This window comes from Streptomyces sp. NBC_00080 (assembly GCF_045041255.1).
Classification (GTDB): domain Bacteria; phylum Actinomycetota; class Actinomycetes; order Streptomycetales; family Streptomycetaceae; genus Streptomyces; species Streptomyces coriariae.
In genome coordinates, this window is record NZ_CP108235.1 from 7675326 (window position 1) to 7699234 (window position 23909).

Below are 23909 nucleotides of genomic sequence, written 5' to 3' on the forward strand. Positions count from 1 at the left end.
AGGCACTTTTCGTGCGTAACACCGCCAAGTTCACCACCGCAGTCCTCGCCGTCGGCGCCCTCACCCTGGGGCTGACCGCCTGCGGCTCGGACAAGGACGCCGCCTCCGACACCAGCGGCCCGCTGACCGTCGCCGCGAGCCCCACCCCGCACGCCGAGATCCTCGACTTCGTCAAGGACAACCTGGCGAAGAAGGCGGGACTCGACCTGGAGGTCAAGGAGTTCACCGACTACGTCACGCCGAACACGGCGACGGAGGACGGCTCGGTCGACGCCAACTACTTCCAGAACCAGCCGTACCTCGACGACTTCAACAAGAAGAACGGCACCCACATCGTGCCCGTCGTCACGGTCCACCTGGAGCCGCTCGGCCTCTACTCCCACAAGGTCAAGAGCGCCGACGCCCTGAAGAGCGGCGCGACGATCGCGGTTCCCAACGACAGCGTCAACGAGGCCCGCGCCCTGAAGCTGCTCGCCGCGAACAAGCTCATCACCCTCAAGGCCGGTGTGGGCAACGACGCGACCCCCGCGGACATCACCGAGAACCCGAAGAAGCTCAAGTTCAAGGAGCTGGAGGCGGCCCAGACCCCGCGCTCCCTGGACGACGTGGACGCCGCCGTCATCAACGGCAACTACGCCATCGAGGCCGACCTGAAGCCCGCGTCGGACGCCCTCGTCCTGGAGTCCGCCACGGACAACCCGTACGGCAACTTCCTCGCCGTCAAGGACGGCGACGAGGACGACCCGCGGGTGAAGAAGCTCGCCAAGCTCCTCACCTCCGCCGAGGTCAAGAAGTTCATCGAGGACAAGTACGACGGCTCCGTCATCGCCTCGTTCTGAACACCTCGACCGGCCGGGGTACCGGCACTTGCGCCCGGGGTCCGCACCATCACCTGGTGTGGACCCCGTGGTGTGGTTCCGGGCCCACATGCTGCATGCTGGGCAGTTCAGCGGACCCTGACGGGTCGGCAGGTCACACCCCGAAGTATCGAAGGTTACGGAGCGGCGCATGACGAGCACCTTCCCCACCATCTCCATCAGCACGGAGCGGTTGGTGCTGCGTCCCCTCGACGAGGACGACGTGCCGGCCCTGGCCGACATGATGAACGACGAGCAGGTCGCGGCCTGGACCGCGGTGCCCCAGCCCTACGACGAGGCGGCCGCCCGCCGCTGGATCACCGAGTACGCGCCCACCGAACGCACCGAGGGCCGCGGCCTCGACCTCGCCGTCACCGAGTTCCTCACCCAGCGCCTGGTCGGCGTCGTCCAGCTCGCCAAGACCAACTGGCACGTCCGCTCCACCGAACTGTCGTACATCATCGCGCCCTGGGCGCGCGGCGAGGGCTACGCCTCCGAGGCGGCGCTGGCCACCGCCCAATGGCTGGTCCGCGACCAGAGGTTCGAGCGCATCGAGCTGCGCACGGCCGCCGACAACACCGCCTCCCAGCAGGTCGCGCAGAAGATCGGCTGTATCAGCGAGGGCGTGCTGCGCGGCGCCTGCATAGCACGCGCCCGGGCCGAGGACGGCAGGTGGAACGAGGTGCGCACCGACTACATCGTGTGGAGCCTCCTCCCGGAGGACCTGGAGGGCCCCGGGGAGCACTTCGCGGAGAGCGGCGGTTTCACGTCGTACACCGACTGGAACTGACCCCCGCGCCGGTGCCACCACCATTGCCGTGACCCACCGACCAGGTACCCTCACGGAGCCCGCTACCTGCGTGAACCCCGGGGGAGACTGACGACGATGGCCGACCGCGTCACGGTGATCGGATGGGACGGTTCGCCGCTGACCGCCGCGGCCCGCTCCGCCCTCGGTGCCGCCACGCTGGTGGCCGGCGCCCCCCACCACCTGACGCTGCCCGAGGTGCCGCCCGCGGCGGAGCGCGTCCGGCTCGGCAGCGTCTCCCTCGCCGCCCGCCGCATCGCGGGCCACCGCGGTACCGCGGTCGTCCTCGCCGACGGCGACCCGGGCTTCTTCGGCGTCGTACGGACCCTGCGCGCACCCGAGTTCGGCCTGGAGGTCGAGGTCGTCCCGGCCGTCTCCGCCGTCGCCGCCGCCTTCGCCCGCGCCGGCATGCCCTGGGACGACGCCCATGTGGTCGTCGCCCACCGGCGCACCCTGCGCCGCGCCGTGAACGTCTGCCGCGCCCACACCAAGGTCGCCGTCCTCACCTCCCCGGGCGCGGGCCCCGCCGAGCTCGGCCTGCTCATGGACGGCGTGCACCGCACGTTCGTCGTCTGCGAGGAACTCGGCACCACCCGCGAACAGGTCAGCGTCGTCACCTCCGACAAGGCCGCCGACCACACCTGGCGCGACCCCAACGTCGTCATCGTCATCGGCGGTCCCACCGGGCCGGTCGTCTCCGGGGACAGCGGCTGGATCGCCGGCCGCGACCCGGGCACCGGCCCGCGCGGCTGGGCGCTGCCCGCCGAGGCGTACGGCGGCGAACTCGGCGAGGGCGAGACGGAGCTGCTGCGCGCCGCCCAACTCGCCCGGCTCGGACCGCGCGTCGGCGATCTCGTCTGGGACATCGGCTGCGGCAGCGGCGCCTTCGCGACCGAGGCGGCGCGGGCGGGCGCGGCCGTCCTCGCCGTCGACCGGGACCTCGACGCGTGCGCCCGCACCGACAGCTCCGCGCGCCGCCACGGCGTCCAGCTCCAGATCGTCCACGGCACCGCTCCGCACGTCCTGGAGAACCTGCCCGAACCCGACGTCGTACGGGTCGGCGGCGGGGGAGCGGCCGTGGTCTCCGCCGTCGCCGACCGCCGTCCGCAGCGCATCGTCACCCACGCCGGGACCCGCGACGCCGCCGAACTCGTGGGCCGCGACCTGACCGAGCACGGCTACCGCGTCGAGTGCTCGCTCGTCCAGTCCGTCGAACTCGACACGCGGGCCTGGACGGAACGGGAGCGGAGCGTCGCGTTCCTCCTCACCGGAGAAATCGTCAGGCGCGGGTCGCCCCGCTGAGGCCTGCGGACAGGCGGGGCACGCGTGAGGGACACGTGAGGGACACGTGCGGGGCCCGTGTCGGGCGGGCGCCGGTCAGGGCCTTCCCGACCGCCGATCGTGACCCGGCGCGCCCTCCCCGTGATCCTGTTGTCGTACCGCGCGCGGTAGGCTGGCCGATCGTCGTACCGCTTCCGGTCGCCCGGCGCTTCGTCGGTCAATGTCCGGAAAACACATCCCTTTTGGGGTGGGTGTGGTACGGCAGAACCGGAGGACGCGCAACGTGGCGCAGTCCACAGCGGGGCGTCGCGGATCACGCTGTCGCGACGCGACTACGGCCGGGACAATGCCACTGAATGGCTTTGTCGCTTTTTCGGGCGGGTCGTTCGTGCCGCTGGGCACGGACGCTCGTTCTTCACTACGGGGCGGTCGGTGCGCCGCTCCGGGTGAGCTGGTCGTAGAAGCACTAACCGATGGGCGAGGGGTACGCATGACCGACACCGGCCAGGTCCCGGGCGAGGGACTGCCGGAGAGCGCAGGCATGGTGGAACAGCCGGGCGCCCCCGCGCACGGTGCGTACGCCTACCTCTCCGAGACCACCGCCGAGGACGAAGACCTGTTGCTGCTGCCGGGTGCCCAGAGCGCGTGGGGCAACGAGGTGGCGCCGCCCGCGCCGGAGCCGGTCGTGGAGACGGTGCACGAGCCCGGCCCGCACGAGACGGCGGGCCGCGACAGCGGTTCGGTCGACCTCAGCGCAGTCCGCCTCCCCGGCCCGTCGGCGCCCCAGGCGGCCCCGCGCCGCCCTCTGCATCTCGGCCCGCCGATCCCCGACGCCTCCGCGAGCCCGGTCCGCTCCCTCGCCGACCGCGGCCCCGCGGGCGCGCCGGTACGACAGATCGGGCAGTCCGCGTCCGGCCCCGAGTACCTCGACGCCCCGCACCTGCGCGAGATGCCGCCGCAGGGAGCGTCGCCCTGGGGCAGCGCGCAGCCGCCGGTCGAGCACGGGGCCACGGCTGCGGAAACGGTTGCTCCGGCAGCCGTCGCGGCGGCGCAGCAGCGCGAGCCGGTCGGCGTGGCCCAGGCCGTGGTCGCCCGGGTGGCGACCGAGGCGATCGCCGCGACCGCCCCGCAAGAGGCCCAGGAGGCCCAGCAGGCACAGGAGACCGAAGTCGTCGGCGGCGAGGCGCCCGTGTCGGCGCGGGCTGCCGCGGGCTACGGGGTCGTCGACCCCGGCGAGCTGCTCGGAGCCGCGATGATGGCGGAGGCGGAGCAGGCACCCGCGGTCGCGGTCGCGGAGGCCGGGCAGCACGCGGCCGACGTCCCCCTCTCCGGAGACGACGGGACCGCGCACGGCACACCCGGTCCGGCCGCCGACGCGCCGGTTGACGCGCCGCAGGCGCCGGAAGCCGCCCACGTTCCCCCGGTCCCCGAGTCCGCGCACGGGGACCAGCCGGTCGCCGCTGCCGAGGGCACCCCGCCGGCCGAGCCGGCCGTGGCCCAGGCAGCCGAGGAGGCGGTCCCGGCCGAGGTCACGGAGCCCGCCGAGACGGCAGCGCCCGCGGAGGCTTCCGACGCGAACTCCGCAGCGGACACCGTCGCTCAGGCGGCCGACGCCGGGCAGCCGAGCCCCGCCGAGGCGCAGCAGCAGCCGGAACCCCAGCAGCCCGTGGAGTCAGTGGAGTCCGTAGAGCCCGTGGAGCCTCACGCGGACCTCGGCGACACACCGGCTCAGCCCCAGGCCCACGAGGCGCCCGCGGCGGAGGCGGTCCCGGTCGCCGGGTTCGTTCCCGCGCCCGGCACCACTGCCGAAGTCCCCGTGCCGGATGCCGTCGTGGTCCCTGAGCCCACCCCCGCTGAGCCCACCCCCGCGCCCGCGGTCGCCCATGCTCCCGAGCCCGTGGCGACGGTCATCCCTGACGTGCCCGAACCGGCGGCACCCGCCGAGGAGTTGCCCGGACCGGTGGCCGAGGTCCCCGCGCCCGAGGCAACCTTCGTGCCGGAGGTCCCCGCGCCCGCCGCCGCTTCCGAGTCCGGGCTGCTCGTCGACGCCTTCGTGGCGTCGGCCGAGGTCGCCGCCGCAGCGGCCCTCGCCGTGCCGCCCGCCCCGCAGGCCGAGCCCGCTCAGGAACAGTCCGTCGAGCCGCTCCAGGACGTCCGGTCGGCACCGCTGCCGGAGCCGGAGCAGCAGCCGGAGGTGGAGACTCCGCACGAGACCCTCGCCCAGGCCGCTCACGTCACGGCCCCCGTGTCTCACATTCCGGAAGCAACCGTCCCCGGGACGGCCGCCGAGCCCGAGGCCGCCCCCGAAGCCGAGGCCGCAGTCGAACCCGCGCCCGAGGCCCAGGCCCCGGTCGGCCCGTCGGAGCCCGCCCCCGCGGCAGCCCTCGCGGAGGAGCTCGAACCGGAGCCGGAGCCGGAGCCCGAGCAGGCGCCGGAACCGCAGCCGGAACCGCCGACGGCGGAGTCGCCCGTCGAGGCGCCCCCCGCGCAGGTCGTCCCCGAGCCCGTGGCGGTCGCGGTCCCCGTGGCCGTGGACGCCACGGCCGTCCAGCAGCCGGCGCAGCAGGAGCATGCGCTCGCGCACGCGCAGCTCGTCCAGGAGCCGGTGACCGCCCTCGCGTCGCCCGCCGCCCCCCTGGCCGCCCAGCAGGAGCGGCCCGACCGGCCGGTCGGGTCGGCGGCGCCGGACCAGCCCCTGGGCCGGTTCGTGCCGGTCGAGGGCACGGTGCCCAGTACCCCGCACCTCGCCCCGACCCCGCCGCACCCCCTGGTGCTCCCCACGGAGGAGCAGCCCGCCCACGCGGTGGCCGAACCGGGACAGACCGCCGGAGCGGACGCCGCCCCGACCACCGTCACGGTCCCCGCCCCCCGCGGCGCCGACCCCGCTTCCGCCCCGGCGACCCCGGACACGGAGCCCGAGACCGGCATCGACCCCGATGTCGCACAGAGCCCGGAGGACCTGGAAACCAGGGCCGCTGACCAGGAAGAGAGCCCGGCCCCAGTGGAAGAAGTTCGAGAGTCCACCGGCCCCGCCGCGCCCGCGTACGACGACGCCGAGCGCGAGGCCGTCCTGAAGGTCATGCGTGAGCGCCGGGACATCCGCAACGGATTCCGCGCCGACCCGATCCCGCACGAGGTGCTGCTGCGTGTCCTGGAGGCCGCCCACACCGCGCCCTCCGTCGGTCACTCGCAGCCCTGGGACTTCGTCGTCATCCGCTCCGCCGACACCCGGCAGGCGATGCACGAACTGGCGACCCGGCAGCGTGACGCGTACGCGAAGTCGCTGCCGAAGGGCCGGGCGAAGCAGTTCAAGGAACTGAAGATCGAGGCCATCCTCGACACCCCGGTGAACATCGTCGTCACCGCCGACCCGACCCGCGGCGGCCGCCACACCCTCGGCCGGCACACCCAACCGCAGATGGCGCCGTACTCCTCCGCGCTCGCGGTCGAGAACCTCTGGCTCGCCGCCCGCGCCGAGGGCCTCGGGGTCGGCTGGGTCAGCTTCTTCGACGAGCGCGAGATGGTCCGCGCGCTGGGCCTGCCCGAGCATCTCGAAGTGGTCGCCTACCTGTGCGTCGGCTACGTCGACGAGTTCCCGGACGAGCCCGAGCTGATGCAGGCCGGCTGGGCCAAGCGCCGTCCGCTGTCGTGGGTCGTCCACGAGGAGACGTACGGCCGTCGCGCGCTGCCCGGCGAGGACCCGCACGACCTGCTCGCCGAGACCGTCGCCAGTGTCCGCCCGCTGGACGCCAAGGCGCTCGGCGAGGCCTGGGAGCGGCAGAAGCGCATGACGAAGCCGCCGGGCTCGCTCGGCATGCTGGAGATCATCTCCGCGCAGCTGTCCGGCCTGTCCCGGCAGTGCCCGCCGCCGATCCCGGAGCCCGCGGCCGTCGCGATCTTCGCCGGCGACCACGGGGTGCACGCTCAGGGGGTCACCCCCTGGCCGCAGGAGGTGACGGCGCAGATGGTCGCCAACTTCCTCGGCGGGGGAGCGGTCTGCAACGCCTTCGCGACCCAGGTGGGCGCCGAGGTCTGCGTGGTGGACGTGGGCGTCGCCGCCGAGCTGCCCGCGACCCCCGGTCTGCTGCCCCGCAAGATCCGCGCGGGCACGTCCGACATGACCACCGGCCCCGCGATGACCCGCGAGGAGGCCAAGCAGGCCATCGAGGTCGGCATCGAGACCGCCCGCGACCTGGTCGCGGCCGGCAACAAGGCGCTGCTCACGGGCGAGATGGGCATCGCGAACACCACGGCGTCCGCGGCCCTCATCTCGGTCTTCACGGGCGCCGACCCGGCCGAGGTCACCGGCCGCGGCACCGGCATCAACGACGAGACCCTCGCCCGCAAGACCGAGGTGGTGCGCCGCGCACTGGAGGTGCACCAGCCGGACCCGGCGGACCCCATCGGCGTCCTCGCCGCGATCGGCGGCTTCGAGCACGCGGCGATGGTCGGCCTCCTCCTCGGCGGCGCCTCCCTCCGCACACCCGTGATCCTGGACGGCGTCAGCGCCGGCGCCGCCGCCCTGGTCGCCCGCGCCATCGCCCCCGAGGTCCTCGCGGCCTGCATCGCGGGCCATCGCAGCGCCGAACCCGGTCATGTGGCCGCCCTGAACAAGCTGGGTCTGCGTCCCCTGGTCGACCTCGACCTCCGCCTCGGCGAGGGAACGGGCGCCCTGCTCGCCCTGCCGCTGGTGCAGAGCACCGCCAGGGCGATGCACGAGGTGGCGACGTTCGATTCGGCGGGCGTCACCGAGAAGTAGGGCCCGCTCAGGGGCCGGCGGGCACGCGCTTGTGCTGCCCCCGGCCCCGCCGCATGCTGAAGTCACCTCTAAAATGCGCACGTCAGGGCCGCTCCAGAGCCGCAGCGCCCACCCTCTGCTCTCTGCCCGTACGAGGAGCCGCACCCTCATGGCCGAACACCCCGCCTACCCCGTAGGCCTCCGTCTCACCGGCCGCAGGGTCGTCGTCCTCGGCGGCGGCCAGGTCGCCCAGCGCCGGCTCCCCGCGCTGATCGCGGCAGGCGCCGACATCCACCTCGTGTCCCCCGGAGCGACGCCCTCGGTGGAAGCGATGGCGGACACGGGCGAGATCACCTGGTCGAAGCGTCCCTACGCCGACGGCGACCTCGCCGACGCCTGGTACGCCCTCATCGCCACGAGCGACCCCGAGGCCAACGGCCGGGCCTCCGCCGAAGCCGAGGCGCACCGCGTCTGGTGCGTCCGCTCCGACGACGCCGACGCCGCGACCGCCTGGACCCCGGCGACCGGCCACAGCGAGGGGGTCACGGTCGCCGTGCTCACCACCGACGCCCGCGGCCGCGACCCCCGTCACACCGCCGCCATCCGTGACGCGGTCGTCGAGGGGCTGCGCGACGGCACCCTCGTCGCCCCCCACCACCGCACCCGGACCCCCGGTGTCGCGCTGGTCGGCGGCGGTCCCGGTGACCCGGATCTGATCACGGTCCGCGGGCGTCGCCTCCTCGCAGAGGCGGACGTCGTCATCGCGGACCGGCTCGGCCCGCGCGACCTGCTCGCCGAACTCCCGCCGCATGTCGAGGTGATCGACGCGGCGAAGATCCCCTACGGCCGGTTCATGGCCCAGGAGGCCATCAACAACGCGCTGATCGAGCACGCCAAGCAGGGCAAGTCGGTCGTCCGCCTCAAGGGCGGCGACCCGTACGTCTTCGGCCGTGGCATGGAAGAGCTCCAGGCACTCGCGGAGGCCGGTATCGCCTGCACGGTCGTGCCGGGCATCTCCAGCTCGATCTCGGTGCCCGGCGCGGCCGGCATCCCGGTCACCCACCGGGGTGTCGCCCATGAGTTCACGGTGGTCAGCGGGCATGTCGCTCCCGACGACGAGCGGTCGCTGGTCGACTGGCCCTCCCTCGCGAAGCTCACCGGCACCCTGGTGATCCTCATGGGCGTCGACAAGATCGGGAAGATCGCCGAGACGCTCGTCGCGCACGGCAAGTCGCCCGACACCCCGGTCGCCCTCGTCCAGGAGGGCACGACGGCCGCCCAGCGCCGGGTGGACGCGACGCTCGCGACGGTCGCCGAGGCGGTCCGTACGCAGGAGGTCAGGCCTCCGGCGGTGATCGTCGTCGGCGCGGTCGTCGCCGTCGGCTCACGGAGCGCCGAGTAACCGCGGGTAACACAACCGTTCCGAGCCGTTGGCACCACACCCAGGACAAGGCAGTATCACCTCTGTGGCCGATCTCATCACCGTTGAGGACCCCGACGACCCGCGCCTGCGCGACTACACCGGCCTGACCGACGTCGAGCTGCGCCGCAAGCGCGAGCCCGCCGAGGGCCTGTTCATCGCCGAGGGCGAGAAGGTCATCCGCCGGGCCAGGGACGCCGGGTACGAGATGCGCTCCATGCTGCTCTCCGCCAAGTGGGTCGACGTCATGCGCGATGTCATCGACGAGCTCCCGGCGCCGGTCTACGCCGTCAGCCCGGAGCTGGCCGAACGGGTCACCGGCTATCACGTCCACCGCGGCGCGCTGGCCTCCATGCAGCGCAAGCCGCTGCCGGCCGCCGCCGAACTCCTGCAGGCCGCCCGCCGGACCGTCGTCCCGGGGCCGGCCGGCGACCACCCCGTGGAACCACCGGACGACGCGGGTCAGCGCGTCGCCGTCTTCGAGGGCTTCGTCGATCACGCGAACCTCGGGGCCGCCTTCCGCAGTGCCGCCGCGCTGGGCATCAAGGCGATCCTGCTCTCACCGGACTGCGCCGACCCCCTCTACCGGCGGGCGATCAAGGTGTCGATGGGTGCCGTCTTCTCGGTTCCCTACGCCCGCTTCGACGCCTGGCCGGCCGGGCTCGACGTCGTGCGCGACGCCGGGTACGACATCCTCGCCATGACCCCGGACGAGAAGGCCACCCCCCTCGACGAGCTGAACCCTGCACGTTTCGAGAAGAGCGCCATCATGCTGGGCTCGGAGGGGCACGGACTCTCCACGTACGCTCTGCGGGCGGCGGACGAGTGGGTGCGCATCCCCATGTCCGCCGGGATCGACTCCCTCAACGTGGCGGCCGCCTCAGCCGTCGCGTTCTACGCGACCCGGCCGAGGCTTGCCTGAGGGCCGGACCCGATCGTGGAACGAGGGCCGGACGGCGTGACGCCTGCGGCCCTCGCCCGCGCACGGCCGCGGTCAGCGGTGGTGGCACTCCCAGTGCCCCTTGACCCACTGGTGGTCCCAGTGGCCGGGAACGTAGACCCACTTGTAGGTGTAGTGGTTGTCCCAGTGGCCGTGGTGCCAGGTCTTGTGGTTGACCCGCTTCTTCTCCCAGTGGCCCTTCACCCACTTCTTCTCCCAGTGGCCCTTCACCCAGTGGCACTTACCGTCGTGGTCGGTGGTCACCACGGTCGGGGCGGAAGCGGGAGCGGGAGCCGCGGTTGCCGCACCGGACATGCCGAGCACGGCCCCTCCGGCCAGTAGGCCCGTCGCGGCGGCTCCGGCCACCAGGCGGCGGGCTCGAAGGAAAGCGGTCATCGGACACATCTCCCTTGAACGTCGAGCGAAGAGCACAGGCGACGCGGTCACGCCACTCCCGTCCACCGGTGGCGCCGATGGCGTGGTGTGGATCCGGGAGGAAGGCCGTTCCCCGTCTCGCTGTGCCGGACGCGGGGGATTCGGACCCGAAAGCAGGACGGATGATGACAAAGCCGAAAAATGTCAGAACGGCATAAAGGCCGCTGCGGGGTAAGGGCCGAGGACATCCCCGAGGAACGCGCGGACCCCCGCTCGTCCGGCCGGGTGAGAACCTGAGGCTTTCGTGTACAACACGGCGGCATCCGCGTGCTGTGCGGCTACGAATCCCCTGCGAACAAAAGCCGTCCCCGACGAGTCGTTCCAGGGGAGCCCTCATGTCCACCACCACGTCACTGCCGGCGGCACCGCCGACGACGGCGCGTTGTGCCGTCGCCCTGCCGCACTCCCGGCGGGCCCCGTCCCTCGCCCGTCAGGTCAGTGAGAGCTGGCTGACGGCGACCGACCCGGTCGATCGCGTGCCGGACGCGGTCCTCGTCGTCTCCGAACTCGTGACCAACGCGGTCCGCCATACCTGCGGTCCCTGCATGCTGACGCTGACGATGCGCGACGGCCGACTGGACATCGCCGTCGCCGACCACAGCGAGGAGCTTCCCGAACTCCACCGCCGCTCGGCCGGCGACGAGCGCGGCGGCTTCGGCATGGGGGTCATCCGCGGGCTGGGCGGACAGATCAGGCTGGTCCCCGCCATCGGGGGCAAGACCGTACACGTCCTGCTCGACCTGAGATCCGCGCGCGGCCCGTCCCCGGAGCGGTGAGGAGCCTCCCGGTGCAGGTCTCTTCCCTCCGCACTCGCCGCGGGCGGGCCGTCCGAACCCAGCACGAGGCACGAGGGGAGCAGGGTTTTGCCGCACAGCTTCGATCCGGACGCCCGAGTGGAGGACCTGCTGGCCCGGGTGGCGGGTGGCGACCATGACGCGTTCACCGGCGTCTACGACGCGCTGTCCGGCAGTGTCATGGGACTGGCCTGCCGGATCCTGCGGGACGTGGCGCAGGCCGAGGAGGTGACCCAGGAGGTCATGATCGAGGTCTGGCGCACCGCGGCCCGCTACAGCCCCGAGCGGGGAACGGCGAAGGCCTGGGTCCTCACCGTGGCCCACCGCCGGGCGGTGGACCGGGTGCGTTCCGCGCAGGCGGGCTCGGCCCGCGAACACCGCACGGTCACCCTCGAGCCGCAGCGGCCCTTCGACGAAGTGGCCGAGATCGTGCAGGACCACGACGAGCAGCGGCGGCTCCACCGCTGTCTCACCGCGCTGGCCCGCCAGGAGCGCGTGCCGCTGATGCTCGCCTACTACCAGGGCCTGACCTACCTCGAGGTCGCCGACGCACTCTCCACCCCCGAAGGAACGGTGAAGTCCCGAATGCGCGCGGGGCTCCGGCGACTGCGCGCCTGTCTGGAGGCCGACGCATGACACCTGAGGAGGATCGTCACCTGGCCGTCGGCGCGTATGTTCTCTACGCCCTGCCGCCCGCCGAGGAGTCCGCGTTCGAGAACCATCTCGCCGGTTGCGACCAGTGCCGGCGGGAGGCCGCCGATCTCCTGCGGGCCACCGCCCGGCTCGGCGCCTCGGTGCAGAACGTCCCGGTGACTCCGCAGGCACGTGCCCGCACCCTTCAGGTCGTCGCCCACACCCGTCAGGACCGGGTCCCGCACCGCTCGCGGGCCCCCTCCCACCGGGTGCTGCGCTTCGCGCTCGCCGCGAGCATCGCGGCGGCCGCCGTGCTCGGCGGCATCGCCGTCCGGCAGCACGTCGAGGCGGACGACGTGCGTGACCGGGCGGCCCTGGCCGAGCAGCAGGCCCGCACCGAGGGCGCCGCGATCACGGAGGTCCTCACCGCACCCGACGCCACCGTCCACTCCGGAAGCCTGACCGGCGGGACCGCCGCCGCCGTCGTGGTCTCCCTCGACGAGGCGCGGGCGGTCTTCGCCGCCTACGGTCTTCCCGCCCTGACCGGGGGCAAGGTCTACGAGCTCTGGTACGCGGCCGAGGCGGGCGACGTCCGCCCGGCGGGCCTGGTGACGGGCAGCGCGCCGAACGGCTCCCACGTCCTGAAGGGATCGCCCGCCGACGCCGTCGCCGTGGGGATCACCGTCGAACCGGCCGGCGGCTCACCGCAGCCCACCACCGAGCCCCTGGGCATCATCCCCATCACCGCCTGACGCGGTTCCGGCCGCCTCCCCGGCAGCCCGAAGGTCCAGCTCCGGCTCAGTCCCCGAGCGGGTCGCCCGGCTGCGGACGGAGGTGCTGCTGTTCCTGCCGTACGACGCCGCCGTCCCCGCCCAGCCCGCGCGCCGGACCCTGGCAGCCCTGGACGACGGCGATACCGAGCGCGACCAGCAGGGTCACCACGACGAACACGAACAGCCGCTGGCGCAGCAGCCGCGGATTGGCGGGCCGCCGCCCGGTTCCCGTGGTCCTCTGCCCGGGGCGCCGGGCCCCGCCACGGGACGCCGGCCGGTTGCCGCTGCCGGGGCGGGTGTTGCGCGAGGGAGCCGGCCGGGCCCCCGACCGCGACGACGAGGCCCCGCCGCCCCGCGCGGCATTGCCCCCGCGAGCGGGCGCTCCGCCCCGCGAGGGAACCGAACCGCGCGCGGGCGGCGCCCCGTTCCGCGGCGGCGGAGTACCGGGTCCGGCCTGCTGGCGCAGCGTGCGCTCCGGGTGACCGGTGTCGGAGAGCCGCCCCGTCGGACGATCCGCCTCGGCCGACCGCGGCGCCGGAGGACGCGCGTCCGCCAGCCCCTGGGCCTCCCGGGTCGCGATCTCCTTCAGACGCAGGGAGAGATCGAGGGTGCTGGGCCGCTCCTCCGGGTCCTTCGCCAGACAGGCGCGCACCAGCGGGGCCAGCGCGTCCGGCACCCCGTGCAGGTGCGGCTCCTCGTGCACCACGCGGTACAGCATCACCTCGGAACTGCCGTGCCCGAAGGGCGAATCGGCCGTCGAGGCGTAGGCGAGCGTGGCGCCGAGCGAGAACACGTCGGTGGCCGGGGTGACCAGCGCCCCGCGCACCTGCTCGGGCGCGAGGAACCCGGGGGAGCCGACCGCCGTACCGACATGCGTCAGTGTGGAGGCGCCCGTCGCCCAGGCGATGCCGAAGTCGATGATCCGCGGGCCCTTGGGGGAGAGCAGGATGTTGGAGGGCTTGAGGTCCCGGTGCACGACCCCGGCCTCGTGGACGGCGACGAGCCCCTCCGACAGCGCGGCTCCGATCGAGGCCAGCTCGGCGGCCCCGAGCGGCCCCTCGTCGTTGACCTTGTCGTGGAGGGAGGGCCCGGGCACGTACTGGGTGGCGAACCACGGCCGCTCGGCGTCCAGATCCGCCGCGACCAGCCGTGCCGTACACCCGCCCCGGATCCGGCGGGCGGCCGAGACCTCGCGCGCGAACCGCGACCGGAACTCCTGGTCCTCCGCCAGATCGGGCCGGATCACCTTCAGCGCGACCCGCTGCCCCTTCTTGTCGGAACCCAGGTAGACGACGCCCATCCCACCCGCGCCGAGCCGTCGGTGAAGCCTGAACGAGCCGACGACGCGCGGGTCCTCGCGCCTCAGGCGCATCATCGCCATGTTCATCCCCGCTGCCCGGTCCGTGTGACGTGGCACAGCTTACGTTTCCGCGGCCGTTCGCGCGCAGAGGCCGCGCCCTCTCGTACCGATCGATTGTCAGTGCCCGGTGGGGAATGTGAAGGGTGATCAGAGACCCTTCGAGCAGGCACGCCTTGGCGGTCACGCGACCCCAACCACCTTTTCCGGACGGTGGATTGATCCCGTGGCAGGTGACCGTGCGCGGACGGGTGCCGATGCCGGCGACCGGCGCCGGACCCGAGGGGTGACGGCCCGCCGGGTGGGCCGGGGAGGGGCGGCGGCGGTACGGCAGAAGGCGGCGGAGTGAGCGAAGTCACGACCTGGGGCCCTGCCTCAGGCCGTGTGGCGCTGCGGGTGCCCCGACCGGACCGGAGAGCCCCTCCGGGAAGACCCTGAGACCTAGGACCATCTCTCCACCCAGGGGAGTACTCCGCAGGTCATGGCTCATCCTCCGGGAGGCCCGGCAATCGGTACGAGGGCATGACGCCCGACGGCGGCCCCGCGCCTAGATTTGAGGTCAAGCGGCGGGTGCAGCACTCGTCCCCCGAGGTCAGACACCCGCCGCTGCCAACGACAACTGATCAGGTCAGGAGAGGGACCATGGCTCTTACGGCACCGCGGACGACGATCCGCGCACAGGGACGCGGTACGCGCCCTCGTCGCACGGGCCGCCGCCACCCCCTGGTGGCGACGCTGATGGCCCTTCCCCTGGCGGTCCTGCTCCTCGTCGTCTTCGACGGCTGGGAGACAGTGGCCACACAGGCGTCGTCCGTGGGAGTGATGCTGGGGCGCTGAGCGGCGACCCCAGGCCCGGAAGAGCGGTCCGGGCGGGGACATCCACCCATGAAACCCCGTGGGGACGGGGGTGCGGCGGACGGCAAAAAATGCAGGCGCAGCTGGGGAGCTGCGCCTGCATTGCTTTTCCCGGCGTCCCGCGTCGCCTCTCCCGGCCGCCCGCGACCGTGATGCCCCCGCGACCTCGCTCACCCCGGCTGCGTACCCTCGCGGAAAGACCCGCACGCCGCCGCCCAGGGAGCCCCGTGACCGCGCACCCCCTGCTCACCGAGCTCTCCCGCCGAGCCGGAGCCAAGGCGCACGAGGCCACACCGGCCTGTCCCTGCGGCGCGGCCACCCTCGCCGACCGTCCCGACGCCACCGTCGTCCGGCATGCCGACACCGTCGCGAAGGCGCACGCCCCCGGCACCGACCCGGCCGGACTCACCCCGCGCCTCGCCCTCGCCGCCCGGCTCCCCGACATCCTCCTCGCGCCGCTCACACCGGCTCCGGCCGCGCTCCACGGCCGTCTGGTGACCTTCTGGCCGTACGGCACCCCGGTGGACCCGGACGATCCCGACCTGGCCCCCTGGGAAGCCGCGGGCACCCTGCTCGCCCGGCTGCACCGCACCCCCGCTCCGACCGCGCTCCCGGAGATGCGCGGTCCCGCCAAGGCGGCCCACGCGGTGGCCCGCCTCCGTGCGGCCGGACCGCACCCCGCCGTCGCCCCCGTCCTGGGCGCCTGGCACGCGCTGCCCGCCTGGGCCCGCGCCGAAGCCCCCATGCCCGACACCACCACCCTCTGCCACGGCGACCTCCACCTCGGCCAGCTCGTCCGCCATCCGGCACCCGACGGGCCCTGGCGTCTGATCGACGTCGACGATCTCGGCGTCGGTGTTCCGGCCTGGGATCTCGCCCGCCCCGCCGCCTGGTATGCCTGCGGTCTCCTCCCGCCCCAGGAGTGGACCCGCTTCCTCGCCGCCTACCGCGCCCAGGGCGGACCCGCAGTCCCGGTGGACGGCGACCCCTGGGCCGCCCTCGACGTCCCGGCGCGCGCACTCACCGTGCAGACCGCGGCACGTTCTGTCACGAAGTCGCTCGCGGAGGGGCGGGCGCTGGACGAGGTCGAGCAGTGCCTGGTCGATGCCTGTGCCCGAATGGGTTCCGTCCCCCCGCAGTTGACGGCCGGCCGGGCGAAGTAGGGTGCAACCGACCGCAGCCGGACAGTGTCTGTCCTGGCGGTACGCGAAACAGCACCGACCGGCGAGGAGTTGAGCCGAACCATGCAGTGCCCGAAGTGTCACGCTCAGATGCACACGTACAACCGCAACGGCGTCCAGATCGAACAGTGCAGCAACTGCCGCGGGATCTTCCTCGACTACGGCGAGCTGGAGGCGCTGACCCGCCTGGAGTCCCAGTGGTCCCAGCCGGGTCCGCCGCCGCCGGCCGCCCCGCAGGCGTACCCCCAGGCCGCCCCGGCCGCGCCCGCCTGGGGTGCCCCGCAGGGCGGCGCCCACTACGGCGGCCACCACGGCGGGCACCACCGCCAGAAGGGCTTCGGCCGGATGCTGTTCTCCAGCTGAACCGGAACCGCAAGAAGCCCCCGACCGCGAAGGCGGCCGGGGGCTTCTCGATGTGTGTGGACGATACTGGGATTGAACCAGTGACCTCTTCCGTGTCAGGGAAGCGCTCTCCCGCTGAGCTAATCGTCCTCGGGGTCACGACCCGAGGGGCGTGTGAGGTGCGTGCGCGATACTGGGATTGAACCAGTGACCTCTTCCGTGTCAGGGAAGCGCTCTCCCGCTGAGCTAATCGCGCGGGTTCGGATCTTCGAACAGATCCAGTGGACGATACTGGGATTGAACCAGTGACCTCTTCCGTGTCAGGGAAGCGCTCTCCCGCTGAGCTAATCGTCCTTGGAGGTGGAGACGGGATTTGAACCCGTGTAGACGGCTTTGCAGGCCGTTGCCTCGCCTCTCGGCCACTCCACCAGGAGTGCGGGGGTTCGGGATGATCCCCCTCTTCCTGCTTCCTGCGAGCGGACGACCAGGTTCGAACTGGCGACCTCAACCTTGGCAAGGTTGCGCTCTACCAACTGAGCTACGTCCGCATGTCGTTTCGGTCGGCTCTCGCGTCCCGGCGACGTGTTGAACTCTAGCGGATTCCCGGGCCAGTACAAAAACGCGTTTGTGCAGCGTGCTGCGCTGTGTCTGCTCGCCGACCTGGTCAGGGCCCCCGGCCGGGACCTGCGGGACATGCCCGGACCACCTCTCGAGCGACCCGCCATACACTCGACCACGTGCTCGACCTCCCTCCTCTCGCCCGTTTCGGCACCCGAGTCGCCACCGGCCTCCTCGATGTGACCAGCGATCCGGCCGCCCTCGAAACCGCCGGTTTCTGGGCCGTCTGCGCCGACTTCGAGGGCCGTCCGGTCTGCGCGCGCTTCGCCGACGTGCGCGAGGAACCGGTGCCCGCTCCCGTGCCCGGGGCGTGGCGAGGGCCCTCGGCCGGTGACTGGACGTCGTCCCTCGACCGCGCCGCGTACACGGCGGGCGTGCGTCGTATCCGGGAGCACATCGCGGCCGGCCAGGTGTACCAGGCCAACCTCTGCCGGGTCCTGACCGCGCCGGTCGCCTCCGACGCCGACGTGGACGCGCTGACCGCCCTGCTGGCCCGGGGTAACCCGGCGCCGTACGCAGGAACGATTCGTCTCCCGGCGCACGGCATAGAGACGGCCACCGCGTCGCCCGAGCTCTTCCTGCGCCGTGACGGCCGGGTCGTCGAGTCCGGGCCCATCAAGGGCACCGGACGCACCGAGGCGGACCTCCTGGAGAAGGACTACGCCGAGAACGTGATGATCGTGGACCTCGTCCGCAACGACCTCGGTCAGGTCTGCGCCACCGGCAGCGTGACCGTCCCCGACCTGTGCGCCGTGGAGAAGCACCCGGGTCTGGTCCACCTGGTGTCCACGGTCCGCGGCGAGCTGCGCGACGGCGCCGGCTGGCCGGAACTGCTCGACTCCGCCTTTCCGCCCGGCTCGGTCACCGGCGCCCCCAAGTCCAGCGCCCTGCGGATCATTGAAGCGCTGGAGACGGCACCGCGCGGCCCGTACTGCGGCGGCATCGGCTGGGTCGACGCCGACCGGGGGACCGGCGAGCTGGCGGTCGGCATCCGCACCTTCTGGATCGACCGCGCCCCCGGGGGCGCGGCCGTGCTGCGTTTCGGCACCGGCGCGGGCATCACCTGGGGCTCGGACCCCGGGGCCGAGTGGGAGGAGACCGAGCTGAAGGCCTCCCGACTGCTCGCGGTAGCGTCGGGGACGTACGAGGCCGAAGGAGAGGGACTGACGTGAAGATCTGGCTCGACGGCGGGCTGCAGGACACCGAGTCCGCCCGCGTCTCCGTCTTCGACCACGGACTGACCGTGGGCGACGGCATCTTCGAGACGGTGAAGGCGGTGGACGGCGTGACGTTCGCGCTGACCCGTCATCTCGACCGGCTGACCCGCTCCGCGCGCGGGCTCGGCCTGCCGGACCCCGACCACGACGAGGTCCGCCGCGCCTGCGCCGCCGTCCTCGAGGCCAACCCGATGCCGCTCGGCCGGCTGCGCATCACCTACACCGGCGGCCACGGCCCGCTCGGCTCCGACCGCGGCGAACACGGCCCCACCCTCGTCGTCGCCCTGGGCGAGACCACCCGGCGCGCCGATTCCACGGCCGTCGTCACGGTCCCCTGGACCCGCAACGAACGCGGCGCGCTCACCGGCCTGAAGACGACCTCGTACGCCGAGAACGTCGTCGCCCTGGCCCGCGCCCACCAACACGGAGCCACCGAGGCGCTGTTCGCCAACACGGTCGGGCAGCTCTGCGAGGGCACCGGGTCCAACGTCTTCGTCGTCCTGGACGGCGAGATCCACACACCGCCGCTCGCCTCCGGCTGCCTGGCGGGCATCACGCGCGAGCTGACCGCCGAGTGGACCGGCGCCAAGGAGACCGACCTGCCGCTGGACGTGCTGGAGCGGGCCGAGGAAGTCTTCCTCACCTCCACGCTGCGGGACGTCCAGGCCGTGCACCGCGTCGACGACCGTGAACTGCCGGGCGCGCCGGGGCCGGTGACCGCCAAGGCGATGCGGATCTTCGCCGAGCGTGCCGCCGACGATCTCGACCCGTAGGGTCGCGCACCGAACCCGTGAGGTCCCGGACCGGAACCGCAAGGACCGGGAAAACAGGCTGACGTTGCTCGCCGGGGTGGGTAGAAAGCCCCTGATGACCACGACCCTGCGGCCGACCGAGCCGCTTCAGCACGCCGCCGACGGGGCACTGTCACGCCACTACCAGGTGTGCGTGAACAGCCGTCCCGTCGGAGCGGTCCACCTCTCGACGTCCCCCGTGTTCGGCCCCCGCGTCGCTCAGATCACCGACCTGCGCATCGAGGAACCGGACCGCGGGCGCGGGCGCGGCACGGTGGCCGCGCTGGCCGCCGAAGAGGTGGCCAGGGGCTGGGGTTGCAAGCGAATCGAGCTCAGGGTGCCCGCCGACGCGGGGACCGCGCTGCGGATGGCGGTGGCGCTCGGCTACGTCCACCGCAACCGCGGCATGGAGAAGGTCCTGGGTGCCACCGCTCCCCGGCTGCCCGAGGGCAGCCGGGGCAGGCCCATGACGGAGGCCGAGTACCTGCCCTGGTTCGAGCACGGTGTCGCGTCCTACGCCCAGGACTGGGCCAATCGCGGGGTCCCCCGGGACGAGGCGTGGGCCAGGTCGCGGCGGGACCGCGAACGGTTGCTGCCGCAGGGCCGGGCGACGGAGAAGATGCTGTTCAGCGTCCTGGAGCAGGAGGGCACCCGGGTCGGCGCGCTCTGGGTGGCGTTCGTCGGCGACAAGGCGTTCGTGTACGACGTCGAGACCGAGGAGGCCTTTCGCGGCCAAGGCCACGGACGTTCCCTGATGCTGCTGGCCGAGGCCCAGGCGATCGCGGCGGACCAGCGCGTTCTCGGCCTCAACGTCTTCGCCGGCAACACCCCGGCCGAGCGGCTCTACGAGTCCCTCGGATACCTGCCCGTGGGCTACTCGATGTACAAGAACCTGCTCTGAACCGGCCCGCGCGGAGTCCGCTCAGGCCTGCTCGGCCAGCAGTCGGTCGGCGATCTCCTCGATGCGCTCGCGCAGCCCGTCCTGGCTCTTGCCGCCGTCGAGACGTTCGCCGCCGATGACGTACGTCGGGGTGCCGGTGATGCCGATCGCCTTGCCCTCGGCCTGGTCGGCGTCCACGATCAGGATGTGCCGTCCGTCGATCAGGGCGGTGTCGAACTCCTCGGCGTCGAGCCCGAGTTCACCTGCCACCTCGACCAGGAAGGGTTCTCCCTGACGGTCCAGCTCCTCGACCCGGGTCAGCACGGCCTCGACGTACGGCCATCCCTGCCCCTGCTCCAGGGCCTCCTCGGCGGCCTGCGCGGCGGCGAAGGCGTGCTTGTGCTTCTCCAGCGGGAAGTGCCGAAGCCGCAGCTCCAGCCGGTTGCCGTACCGCTCGCGCAGAGCGCGCAGGTCGTCGAGGGCGCCGCGGCAGTCCGGGCACTGGAGCTCGCACCACACGTCGAGGACGACGGCGGGACGGGCGGCCGCCGGGCCGGGGGCGGCGGCGGAGGTCGGGGACGAGTCGTTCATGACGCCAGTCTTCCAGTCGCTGCCCGGCCGCCCCAATCCGGACCTCCGGTCGCCCGCGCACGGCGCTCCCGGCCGGACCGGAGGGACGCGCCGGTACGACACCTGCGGAGGACCCGACCCGGAGATGTCCCTGATGTCCGGCCGGAGCATGGCCCGCGACCGGTGCGCAGGTGCAGGATGGAAGGGACGAGGCGCGGGGCCGCCGGCCGCGGTGCCGAGTCGATGTGAACCTCTGCCCGAGTGAGCCCACGCCTGGAGGACCGGATGATTGCCGAGACCGTCTGTTCCGCCGCCGCCGTGGCCGGCCTCGGCATCGCGGCGGTCACCGCCTACCGCAAGCGCTTCCTGGCGGCCGCCCGCATTGCCGCCTACGCCCTGGTGCCGCTGGGCCTCGTGATGACCGGCGTCGTCGAATGGGCCGCCGACACCGCCTTCAGCCCGACGGCCTGGGCGGGCTTCGCCGTGCTCGGCGGGGCCTGGGCCCTGTTCGCCACCACCCGCACCGTCGAGCGCCGTCGCGGCGGCACCCGCAAGGAGCGCAGAGCGGCGGCCCGCTCCACGCAGGCCGAGGCGGTGGCCCCCGCCGCCTCCGCGCCCTCCCTGGGCCAGGCCTCCCGCCCGGCGTCCCGTCCTGCGGCCGCGCCCCGCGCGACCGGCGGCGCCGACGACTTCAGCGACATCGAGGCCATCCTGAAGAAGCACGGCATATGAGCCGGGGCGGATGAACCCCTGGCCACAGGGTGGCCCGGGCGTTTGAAACGACACAGTCGGCCTGCCTGTGCGCGGAAGTGATCACGGCACGACAGCGACGTCACGGAATCCGGCGCACTCCCGCTCATTCCGGGCGCGTGATCGCGCGAGGGGCGTCACCTGCGTCATCATCGCCCGCGAGATGCTGGACACGACACAGAGCGACGCCGCGCCGCCGCAGGACGAGCCGCGCGGGTGCCTCTTCGCCCTTTCCCAGCCACCGCTGATGATCTTTCTGGCGGTGATCGGGTGTCTTCTGCTCATGGCTTCGCTGCATGATCTGCTGCTGCTCTGAGCCGTACCCGCGGTCCCCGGCGTCACCCGCCGGGGCCGCGTCGGCATCGAACGACTTCGAGGGACGTCCAAGGAACGGCTGGGGGGACGTCCGAGGGGCGTCGACGGGCGTCGAGGAACCGCGAGCCGGCCCGCGCGCGGCGAGGCCGCGGCCCTCAGCCCGCGGCCTCCTTGCGGCGCGCCCGGTAGGCGGCCACGTGCAGACGGTTGCCACAGGTGCGGCTGTCGCAGTACCGGCGGGAGCGATTGCGGGAGAGGTCGACGAAGGCGCGTCGGCAGTCCGGGGCCTCACAGCGCCGAAGCCGCTCCTGCTCCCCGGCCACCACGAAGAACGCCAGGGCCATCCCGCAGTCGGCCGCCAGATGGTCGGCGACGGAGGCACCGGGCGCGAAGTAGTGCACATGCCAGTCGTAGCCGTCGTGATCCGTGAGGCGTGGCGTGGTGCCCGCGGCGGCGACCAGCTCGTTGATCAGCCCGGCGGCGGTCCGCGGGTCCGAAGCCGCGAAGATCCCGGCGAACCGCGCACGGATCTTGCGCACCGCGGACAGGTCGAACTCGGACAGCACGCCGACGTCACTGATCTCGTGCTTTCGTACGAAATCCGCGAGAGCGGCGACATCCGGCAGCGCGTCCGGAGTCGTGTCCTCCTCCGGTGCGGTGTTCACCAGTTCCACCACGGCATCGAGCGCACACCGGGTGTCGTGGGTGATCAGCACATTTCGCTCCCTGGCCTGGGGGTCGGGCGAGCGCCCGCCGATGCTGGCCGATGGTAGCCGCACCGGGCCGTCGAGCAACGGTCACTCGGGGACCGGATCCGTGACGTCCGGGGCCGGGAGGCCGGGGGAGTCCCGCCCGGACGTGCCGCGCGCACGCCGACGCCGTCCCACGGGAGGACCCGTGGCACGGCGCCGGCGCATGCCCTATTCGGTTGTCCTGGCCCGAGCCGTCTCCCCGAGTGGACGGCGCCGGGCAGCTCGGTGTGAGCCTCGCCCTAGCTCTCCGCCAGGATGTGCGAGAGCTCCTGATCGAGATCGAAGTGCCGGTGTTCCGTGCCGGGAGGCACGGCGGCGTCCGTCCGCTTCAGGAAGGACTCCAGGGCCCGCGCAGGGGCCTCGAGCAGGGCTTCGCCCTCGGGAGAGCTCAGGGCGATGCACACGACGCCCTGACCGTGACTGCGCGACGGCCAGACACGGACGTCGCCGGTGCCCGTGGGCCGGTGCAGGCCCTCGGCGAGCAGGTCGCGGGCGAACACCCACTCGACGGTCTCCTCGGCACCGGTGTGGAAGGTGGCGTGCACGGCGTAGGGGTCGGCCGTGTCGTACCGCAGGCCTGCGGGGACAGGCAGGGAGGACTCGCTCGACACAACGAGGCGCAGGTGCAGCTCGCAGCTGACCGTGGTGTTCATAAGCGCCAGGGCCTTTCGCTCAGTGTGCGCTCGGGGATTCGCACGTCGGCGAAATCGACATGCCACCTACGGTGCCGTTGTAAACCCCTCTGAGTGTTTTGCGTGCCTTTACGTAACTCTTCCGGCCGACAGTGCGTTCGCCCAGTACCACCATTCCGGTGACCGGATTCTCTCGGGTAAGGTCAGGTTGTATGAACACGGGGAGTGACGAGTCGGGCGAGGCGGTCGTGGCGGTGGACAGGTCGAAGCCGGACGATGCGGCGGAGGAGCAGCAGGGCCAGGCGCTCGGCTCCAGGGCGCCCGAATTCGTCAAGGCACGACGCATGCTGCACCTGAGCTGGCAGGTCGGGGTCTTCGTGATCGGCCTCGCCGTGGTGGGCGCCGGCATCGTCATGCTGCCGCTGCCCGGTCCCGGCTGGGTGGTGATCTTCGGCGGCATGGCGATCTGGGCGACCGAGTTCGTCTGGGCGCAGCTGGTGCTCCGCTGGACCAAGCGCAAAGTCACCGAGGCGGCCCAGCGCGCGCTCGACCCGAAGGTCCGCCGCCGCAACATCACCCTGACCGCGATCGGCCTCGTGATCATCGCCGTCCTGATGGGTGTCTACCTGTGGAAGTTCGGCTTCGAGATGCCTTGGAAGATCAAGGACCAGTGATCCGCCGCGGAGCCGCGGGGGAGGGTCGGCCCTGGTCACAGCCACCCCCTGACATGGGGTAATGTTCTTTCTGCGTCCGGGCGATTAGCTCAGTGGGAGAGCGCTTCGTTCACACCGAAGAGGTCACTGGTTCGAACCCAGTATCGCCCACCCGGAACGTCGGCCCGCCTGCGAGAACGCAGGCGGGCCGACGTCGTCAGCAGCGTCGACCGGCGCCCCGCCCGCGCCCGTGGAGCCCGCTCAGGGCGTCAATCCCGGCAGCGCCCCCTCTCCGCCCTTCGGGCTCGGCCCGCCTC

23 protein-coding genes and 6 tRNA genes are annotated in these 23909 nt (G+C 72.8%); 19 read left to right on the forward strand and 10 right to left on the reverse strand.

Going from position 1 to position 23909, the window contains the following annotated elements:
• Nucleotides 1-11 precede the first annotated feature (11 nt).
• The 6 genes from OHU34_RS34245 (at nt 12) to OHU34_RS34270 (ending at nt 10026) form a co-directional block, all read left to right on the forward strand.
• Entirely contained in the window at nt 12-839 is an 828-nt protein-coding gene (locus OHU34_RS34245) for a MetQ/NlpA family ABC transporter substrate-binding protein (RefSeq protein WP_230196432.1), read from the forward strand.
• 169 nt (nt 840-1008) lie between these two features.
• Entirely contained in the window at nt 1009-1647 is a 639-nt protein-coding gene (locus tag OHU34_RS34250) for a GNAT family N-acetyltransferase (RefSeq protein WP_142269408.1), read from the forward strand.
• A gap of 96 nt (nt 1648-1743) precedes the next feature.
• Nucleotides 1744-2967, forward strand: coding sequence for a precorrin-6y C5,15-methyltransferase (decarboxylating) subunit CbiE (cbiE, locus tag OHU34_RS34255; protein WP_142269407.1), 1224 nt, complete (start codon nt 1744-1746; stop codon nt 2965-2967).
• Between the two features lie 469 nt (nt 2968-3436).
• Entirely contained in the window at nt 3437-7705 is a 4269-nt protein-coding gene (gene cobT / locus OHU34_RS34260) for a nicotinate-nucleotide--dimethylbenzimidazole phosphoribosyltransferase (protein ID WP_405769992.1), read from the forward strand.
• Nucleotides 7706-7853: 148 nt separating this feature from the next.
• Entirely contained in the window at nt 7854-9086 is a 1233-nt protein-coding gene (cobA, locus tag OHU34_RS34265) for a uroporphyrinogen-III C-methyltransferase (RefSeq protein WP_142269405.1), read from the forward strand.
• A 64-nt stretch (nt 9087-9150) separates the two neighbouring features.
• Entirely contained in the window at nt 9151-10026 is an 876-nt protein-coding gene (locus OHU34_RS34270; RefSeq protein WP_230196434.1) for an RNA methyltransferase, read from the forward strand.
• Nucleotides 10027-10098: 72 nt separating this feature from the next.
• Here OHU34_RS34270 and OHU34_RS34275 read toward each other — a convergent pair whose 3' ends face one another.
• Nucleotides 10099-10440, reverse strand: coding sequence for a hypothetical protein (locus OHU34_RS34275; protein WP_142269403.1), 342 nt, complete (start codon nt 10438-10440; stop codon nt 10099-10101).
• Nucleotides 10441-10814: 374 nt separating this feature from the next.
• On the opposite strand from OHU34_RS34275, the gene OHU34_RS34280 reads away from it, so the two are divergent.
• The 3 genes from OHU34_RS34280 to OHU34_RS34290 all read left to right on the forward strand — a co-directional run bounded on the left by OHU34_RS34280 (nt 10815) and on the right by OHU34_RS34290 (nt 12658).
• The gene (locus tag OHU34_RS34280; RefSeq protein WP_405769996.1) at nt 10815-11255 is read left to right on the forward strand and encodes an ATP-binding protein; all 441 of its coding nucleotides are present in this window, start codon (nt 10815-10817) and stop codon (nt 11253-11255) included.
• Nucleotides 11256-11342: 87 nt separating this feature from the next.
• On the forward strand, nt 11343-11909 hold the full coding sequence (gene sigK, locus OHU34_RS34285; RefSeq protein WP_020128793.1) for an ECF RNA polymerase sigma factor SigK: 567 nt from the start codon (nt 11343-11345) through the stop codon (nt 11907-11909).
• Entirely contained in the window at nt 11906-12658 is a 753-nt protein-coding gene (locus OHU34_RS34290; protein ID WP_142269401.1) for an anti-sigma factor domain-containing protein, read from the forward strand. The genes sigK and OHU34_RS34290 overlap by 4 nt, the downstream gene beginning before the upstream one ends.
• A 46-nt stretch (nt 12659-12704) precedes the next feature.
• Here OHU34_RS34290 and OHU34_RS34295 read toward each other — a convergent pair whose 3' ends face one another.
• The gene (locus OHU34_RS34295; protein ID WP_200840089.1) at nt 12705-14066 is read right to left on the reverse strand and encodes a serine/threonine-protein kinase; all 1362 of its coding nucleotides are present in this window, start codon (nt 14064-14066) and stop codon (nt 12705-12707) included.
• Between the two features lie 612 nt (nt 14067-14678).
• Between OHU34_RS34295 and OHU34_RS34300 the strand changes: the two genes are divergently transcribed.
• The 3 genes from OHU34_RS34300 (at nt 14679) to OHU34_RS34310 (ending at nt 16435) form a co-directional block, all read left to right on the forward strand.
• Nucleotides 14679-14873 (forward strand): hypothetical protein, encoded by a 195-nt coding sequence (locus OHU34_RS34300; protein WP_142269399.1) that lies wholly within the window; start codon nt 14679-14681, stop codon nt 14871-14873.
• Nucleotides 14874-15118: 245 nt separating this feature from the next.
• Nucleotides 15119-16054 carry a phosphotransferase family protein gene (locus OHU34_RS34305; RefSeq protein ID WP_230196437.1) on the forward strand — a complete coding sequence of 312 codons (936 nt, stop codon included), beginning with the start codon at nt 15119-15121 and terminating at the stop codon, nt 16052-16054.
• A gap of 81 nt (nt 16055-16135) precedes the next feature.
• Nucleotides 16136-16435 (forward strand): zf-TFIIB domain-containing protein, encoded by a 300-nt coding sequence (locus OHU34_RS34310; RefSeq protein ID WP_037735185.1) that lies wholly within the window; start codon nt 16136-16138, stop codon nt 16433-16435.
• Nucleotides 16436-16492: 57 nt separating this feature from the next.
• Here OHU34_RS34310 and OHU34_RS34315 read toward each other — a convergent pair.
• The 5 genes from OHU34_RS34315 to OHU34_RS34335 form a co-directional block, all read right to left on the reverse strand.
• Nucleotides 16493-16564, reverse strand: a tRNA-Val gene (locus OHU34_RS34315).
• Nucleotides 16565-16598: 34 nt separating this feature from the next.
• Nucleotides 16599-16670: transfer RNA gene (locus tag OHU34_RS34320), tRNA-Val, on the reverse strand.
• 26 nt (nt 16671-16696) lie between these two features.
• A tRNA-Val gene (locus OHU34_RS34325) sits at nt 16697-16768 on the reverse strand.
• Between the two features lies 1 nt (nt 16769).
• Nucleotides 16770-16843, reverse strand: a tRNA-Cys gene (locus OHU34_RS34330).
• A gap of 46 nt (nt 16844-16889) precedes the next feature.
• Nucleotides 16890-16962: transfer RNA gene (locus OHU34_RS34335), tRNA-Gly, on the reverse strand.
• 189 nt (nt 16963-17151) lie between these two features.
• Between OHU34_RS34335 and OHU34_RS34340 the strand changes: the two genes are divergently transcribed.
• From OHU34_RS34340 to OHU34_RS34350, 3 genes are all read left to right on the forward strand, one after another.
• Nucleotides 17152-18204 (forward strand): chorismate-binding protein, encoded by a 1053-nt coding sequence (locus tag OHU34_RS34340; protein ID WP_142269397.1) that lies wholly within the window; start codon nt 17152-17154, stop codon nt 18202-18204.
• On the forward strand, nt 18201-19022 hold the full coding sequence (locus OHU34_RS34345; RefSeq protein WP_020128800.1) for an aminotransferase class IV: 822 nt from the start codon (nt 18201-18203) through the stop codon (nt 19020-19022). Before OHU34_RS34340 ends, OHU34_RS34345 begins: the two co-directional genes overlap by 4 nt.
• A 94-nt stretch (nt 19023-19116) precedes the next feature.
• Nucleotides 19117-19941, forward strand: coding sequence for a GNAT family N-acetyltransferase (locus OHU34_RS34350; protein WP_230196439.1), 825 nt, complete (start codon nt 19117-19119; stop codon nt 19939-19941).
• Nucleotides 19942-19962: 21 nt separating this feature from the next.
• On the opposite strand, the gene OHU34_RS34355 is transcribed toward OHU34_RS34350, so the two are convergent.
• Complete coding sequence (locus tag OHU34_RS34355) at nt 19963-20511, reverse strand: DsbA family protein (RefSeq protein WP_200840049.1); 549 nt, start codon at nt 20509-20511, stop codon at nt 19963-19965.
• 264 nt (nt 20512-20775) lie between these two features.
• On the opposite strand from OHU34_RS34355, the gene OHU34_RS34360 reads away from it, so the two are divergent.
• Together OHU34_RS34360 and OHU34_RS34365 are read left to right on the forward strand one after the other, a co-directional pair.
• On the forward strand, nt 20776-21222 hold the full coding sequence (locus OHU34_RS34360) for a hypothetical protein (protein ID WP_230196440.1): 447 nt from the start codon (nt 20776-20778) through the stop codon (nt 21220-21222).
• A 181-nt stretch (nt 21223-21403) separates the two neighbouring features.
• Nucleotides 21404-21556 carry a hypothetical protein gene (locus OHU34_RS34365; protein ID WP_020128804.1) on the forward strand — a complete coding sequence of 51 codons (153 nt, stop codon included), beginning with the start codon at nt 21404-21406 and terminating at the stop codon, nt 21554-21556.
• Between the two features lie 154 nt (nt 21557-21710).
• Here the strand turns inward: OHU34_RS34365 and OHU34_RS34370 are convergent, their stop codons facing one another.
• Both OHU34_RS34370 and OHU34_RS34375 read right to left on the reverse strand, forming a co-directional pair.
• Nucleotides 21711-22271: a CGNR zinc finger domain-containing protein gene (locus tag OHU34_RS34370; protein ID WP_142269394.1), complete on the reverse strand. Its 561-nt coding sequence runs from the start codon at nt 22269-22271 to the stop codon at nt 21711-21713.
• Between the two features lie 275 nt (nt 22272-22546).
• Nucleotides 22547-22960, reverse strand: a complete 414-nt coding sequence (locus OHU34_RS34375; RefSeq protein WP_004002642.1) for an SsgA family sporulation/cell division regulator — start codon at nt 22958-22960, stop codon at nt 22547-22549.
• A gap of 191 nt (nt 22961-23151) precedes the next feature.
• Here OHU34_RS34375 and OHU34_RS34380 point away from each other — a divergent pair, with 191 nt between their 5' ends.
• Together OHU34_RS34380 and OHU34_RS34385 are read left to right on the forward strand one after the other, a co-directional pair.
• On the forward strand, nt 23152-23613 hold the full coding sequence (locus OHU34_RS34380; RefSeq protein WP_142269393.1) for a TIGR02611 family protein: 462 nt from the start codon (nt 23152-23154) through the stop codon (nt 23611-23613).
• 78 nt (nt 23614-23691) lie between these two features.
• Nucleotides 23692-23763: transfer RNA gene (locus tag OHU34_RS34385), tRNA-Val, on the forward strand.
• Nucleotides 23764-23909 lie beyond the last annotated feature (146 nt).

Excerpts from the sequence above, each read along its gene's own strand:
- OHU34_RS34250 (WP_142269408.1), top strand. The coding sequence starts at position 1,009 with ATGACGAGCACCTTCCCCACCATCTCCATCAGCACGGAGCGGTTGGTG.
- cbiE (WP_142269407.1), top strand. The coding sequence starts at position 1,744 with ATGGCCGACCGCGTCACGGTGATCGGATGGGACGGTTCGCCGCTGACC.
- cobT (WP_405769992.1), top strand. The coding sequence starts at position 3,437 with ATGACCGACACCGGCCAGGTCCCGGGCGAGGGACTGCCGGAGAGCGCA.
- cobA (WP_142269405.1), top strand. The coding sequence starts at position 7,854 with ATGGCCGAACACCCCGCCTACCCCGTAGGCCTCCGTCTCACCGGCCGC.
- OHU34_RS34275 (WP_142269403.1), bottom strand. The coding sequence starts at position 10,440 with ATGACCGCTTTCCTTCGAGCCCGCCGCCTGGTGGCCGGAGCCGCCGCG.
- OHU34_RS34280 (WP_405769996.1), top strand. The coding sequence starts at position 10,815 with ATGTCCACCACCACGTCACTGCCGGCGGCACCGCCGACGACGGCGCGT.
- OHU34_RS34290 (WP_142269401.1), top strand. The coding sequence starts at position 11,906 with ATGACACCTGAGGAGGATCGTCACCTGGCCGTCGGCGCGTATGTTCTC.
- OHU34_RS34295 (WP_200840089.1), bottom strand. The coding sequence starts at position 14,066 with ATGAACATGGCGATGATGCGCCTGAGGCGCGAGGACCCGCGCGTCGTC.
- OHU34_RS34300 (WP_142269399.1), top strand. The coding sequence starts at position 14,679 with ATGGCTCTTACGGCACCGCGGACGACGATCCGCGCACAGGGACGCGGT.
- OHU34_RS34310 (WP_037735185.1), top strand. The coding sequence starts at position 16,136 with ATGCAGTGCCCGAAGTGTCACGCTCAGATGCACACGTACAACCGCAAC.
- OHU34_RS34350 (WP_230196439.1), top strand. The coding sequence starts at position 19,117 with ATGACCACGACCCTGCGGCCGACCGAGCCGCTTCAGCACGCCGCCGAC.
- OHU34_RS34355 (WP_200840049.1), bottom strand. The coding sequence starts at position 20,511 with ATGAACGACTCGTCCCCGACCTCCGCCGCCGCCCCCGGCCCGGCGGCC.
- OHU34_RS34360 (WP_230196440.1), top strand. The coding sequence starts at position 20,776 with ATGATTGCCGAGACCGTCTGTTCCGCCGCCGCCGTGGCCGGCCTCGGC.
- OHU34_RS34365 (WP_020128804.1), top strand. The coding sequence starts at position 21,404 with ATGCTGGACACGACACAGAGCGACGCCGCGCCGCCGCAGGACGAGCCG.
- OHU34_RS34375 (WP_004002642.1), bottom strand. The coding sequence starts at position 22,960 with ATGAACACCACGGTCAGCTGCGAGCTGCACCTGCGCCTCGTTGTGTCG.
- OHU34_RS34380 (WP_142269393.1), top strand. The coding sequence starts at position 23,152 with ATGAACACGGGGAGTGACGAGTCGGGCGAGGCGGTCGTGGCGGTGGAC.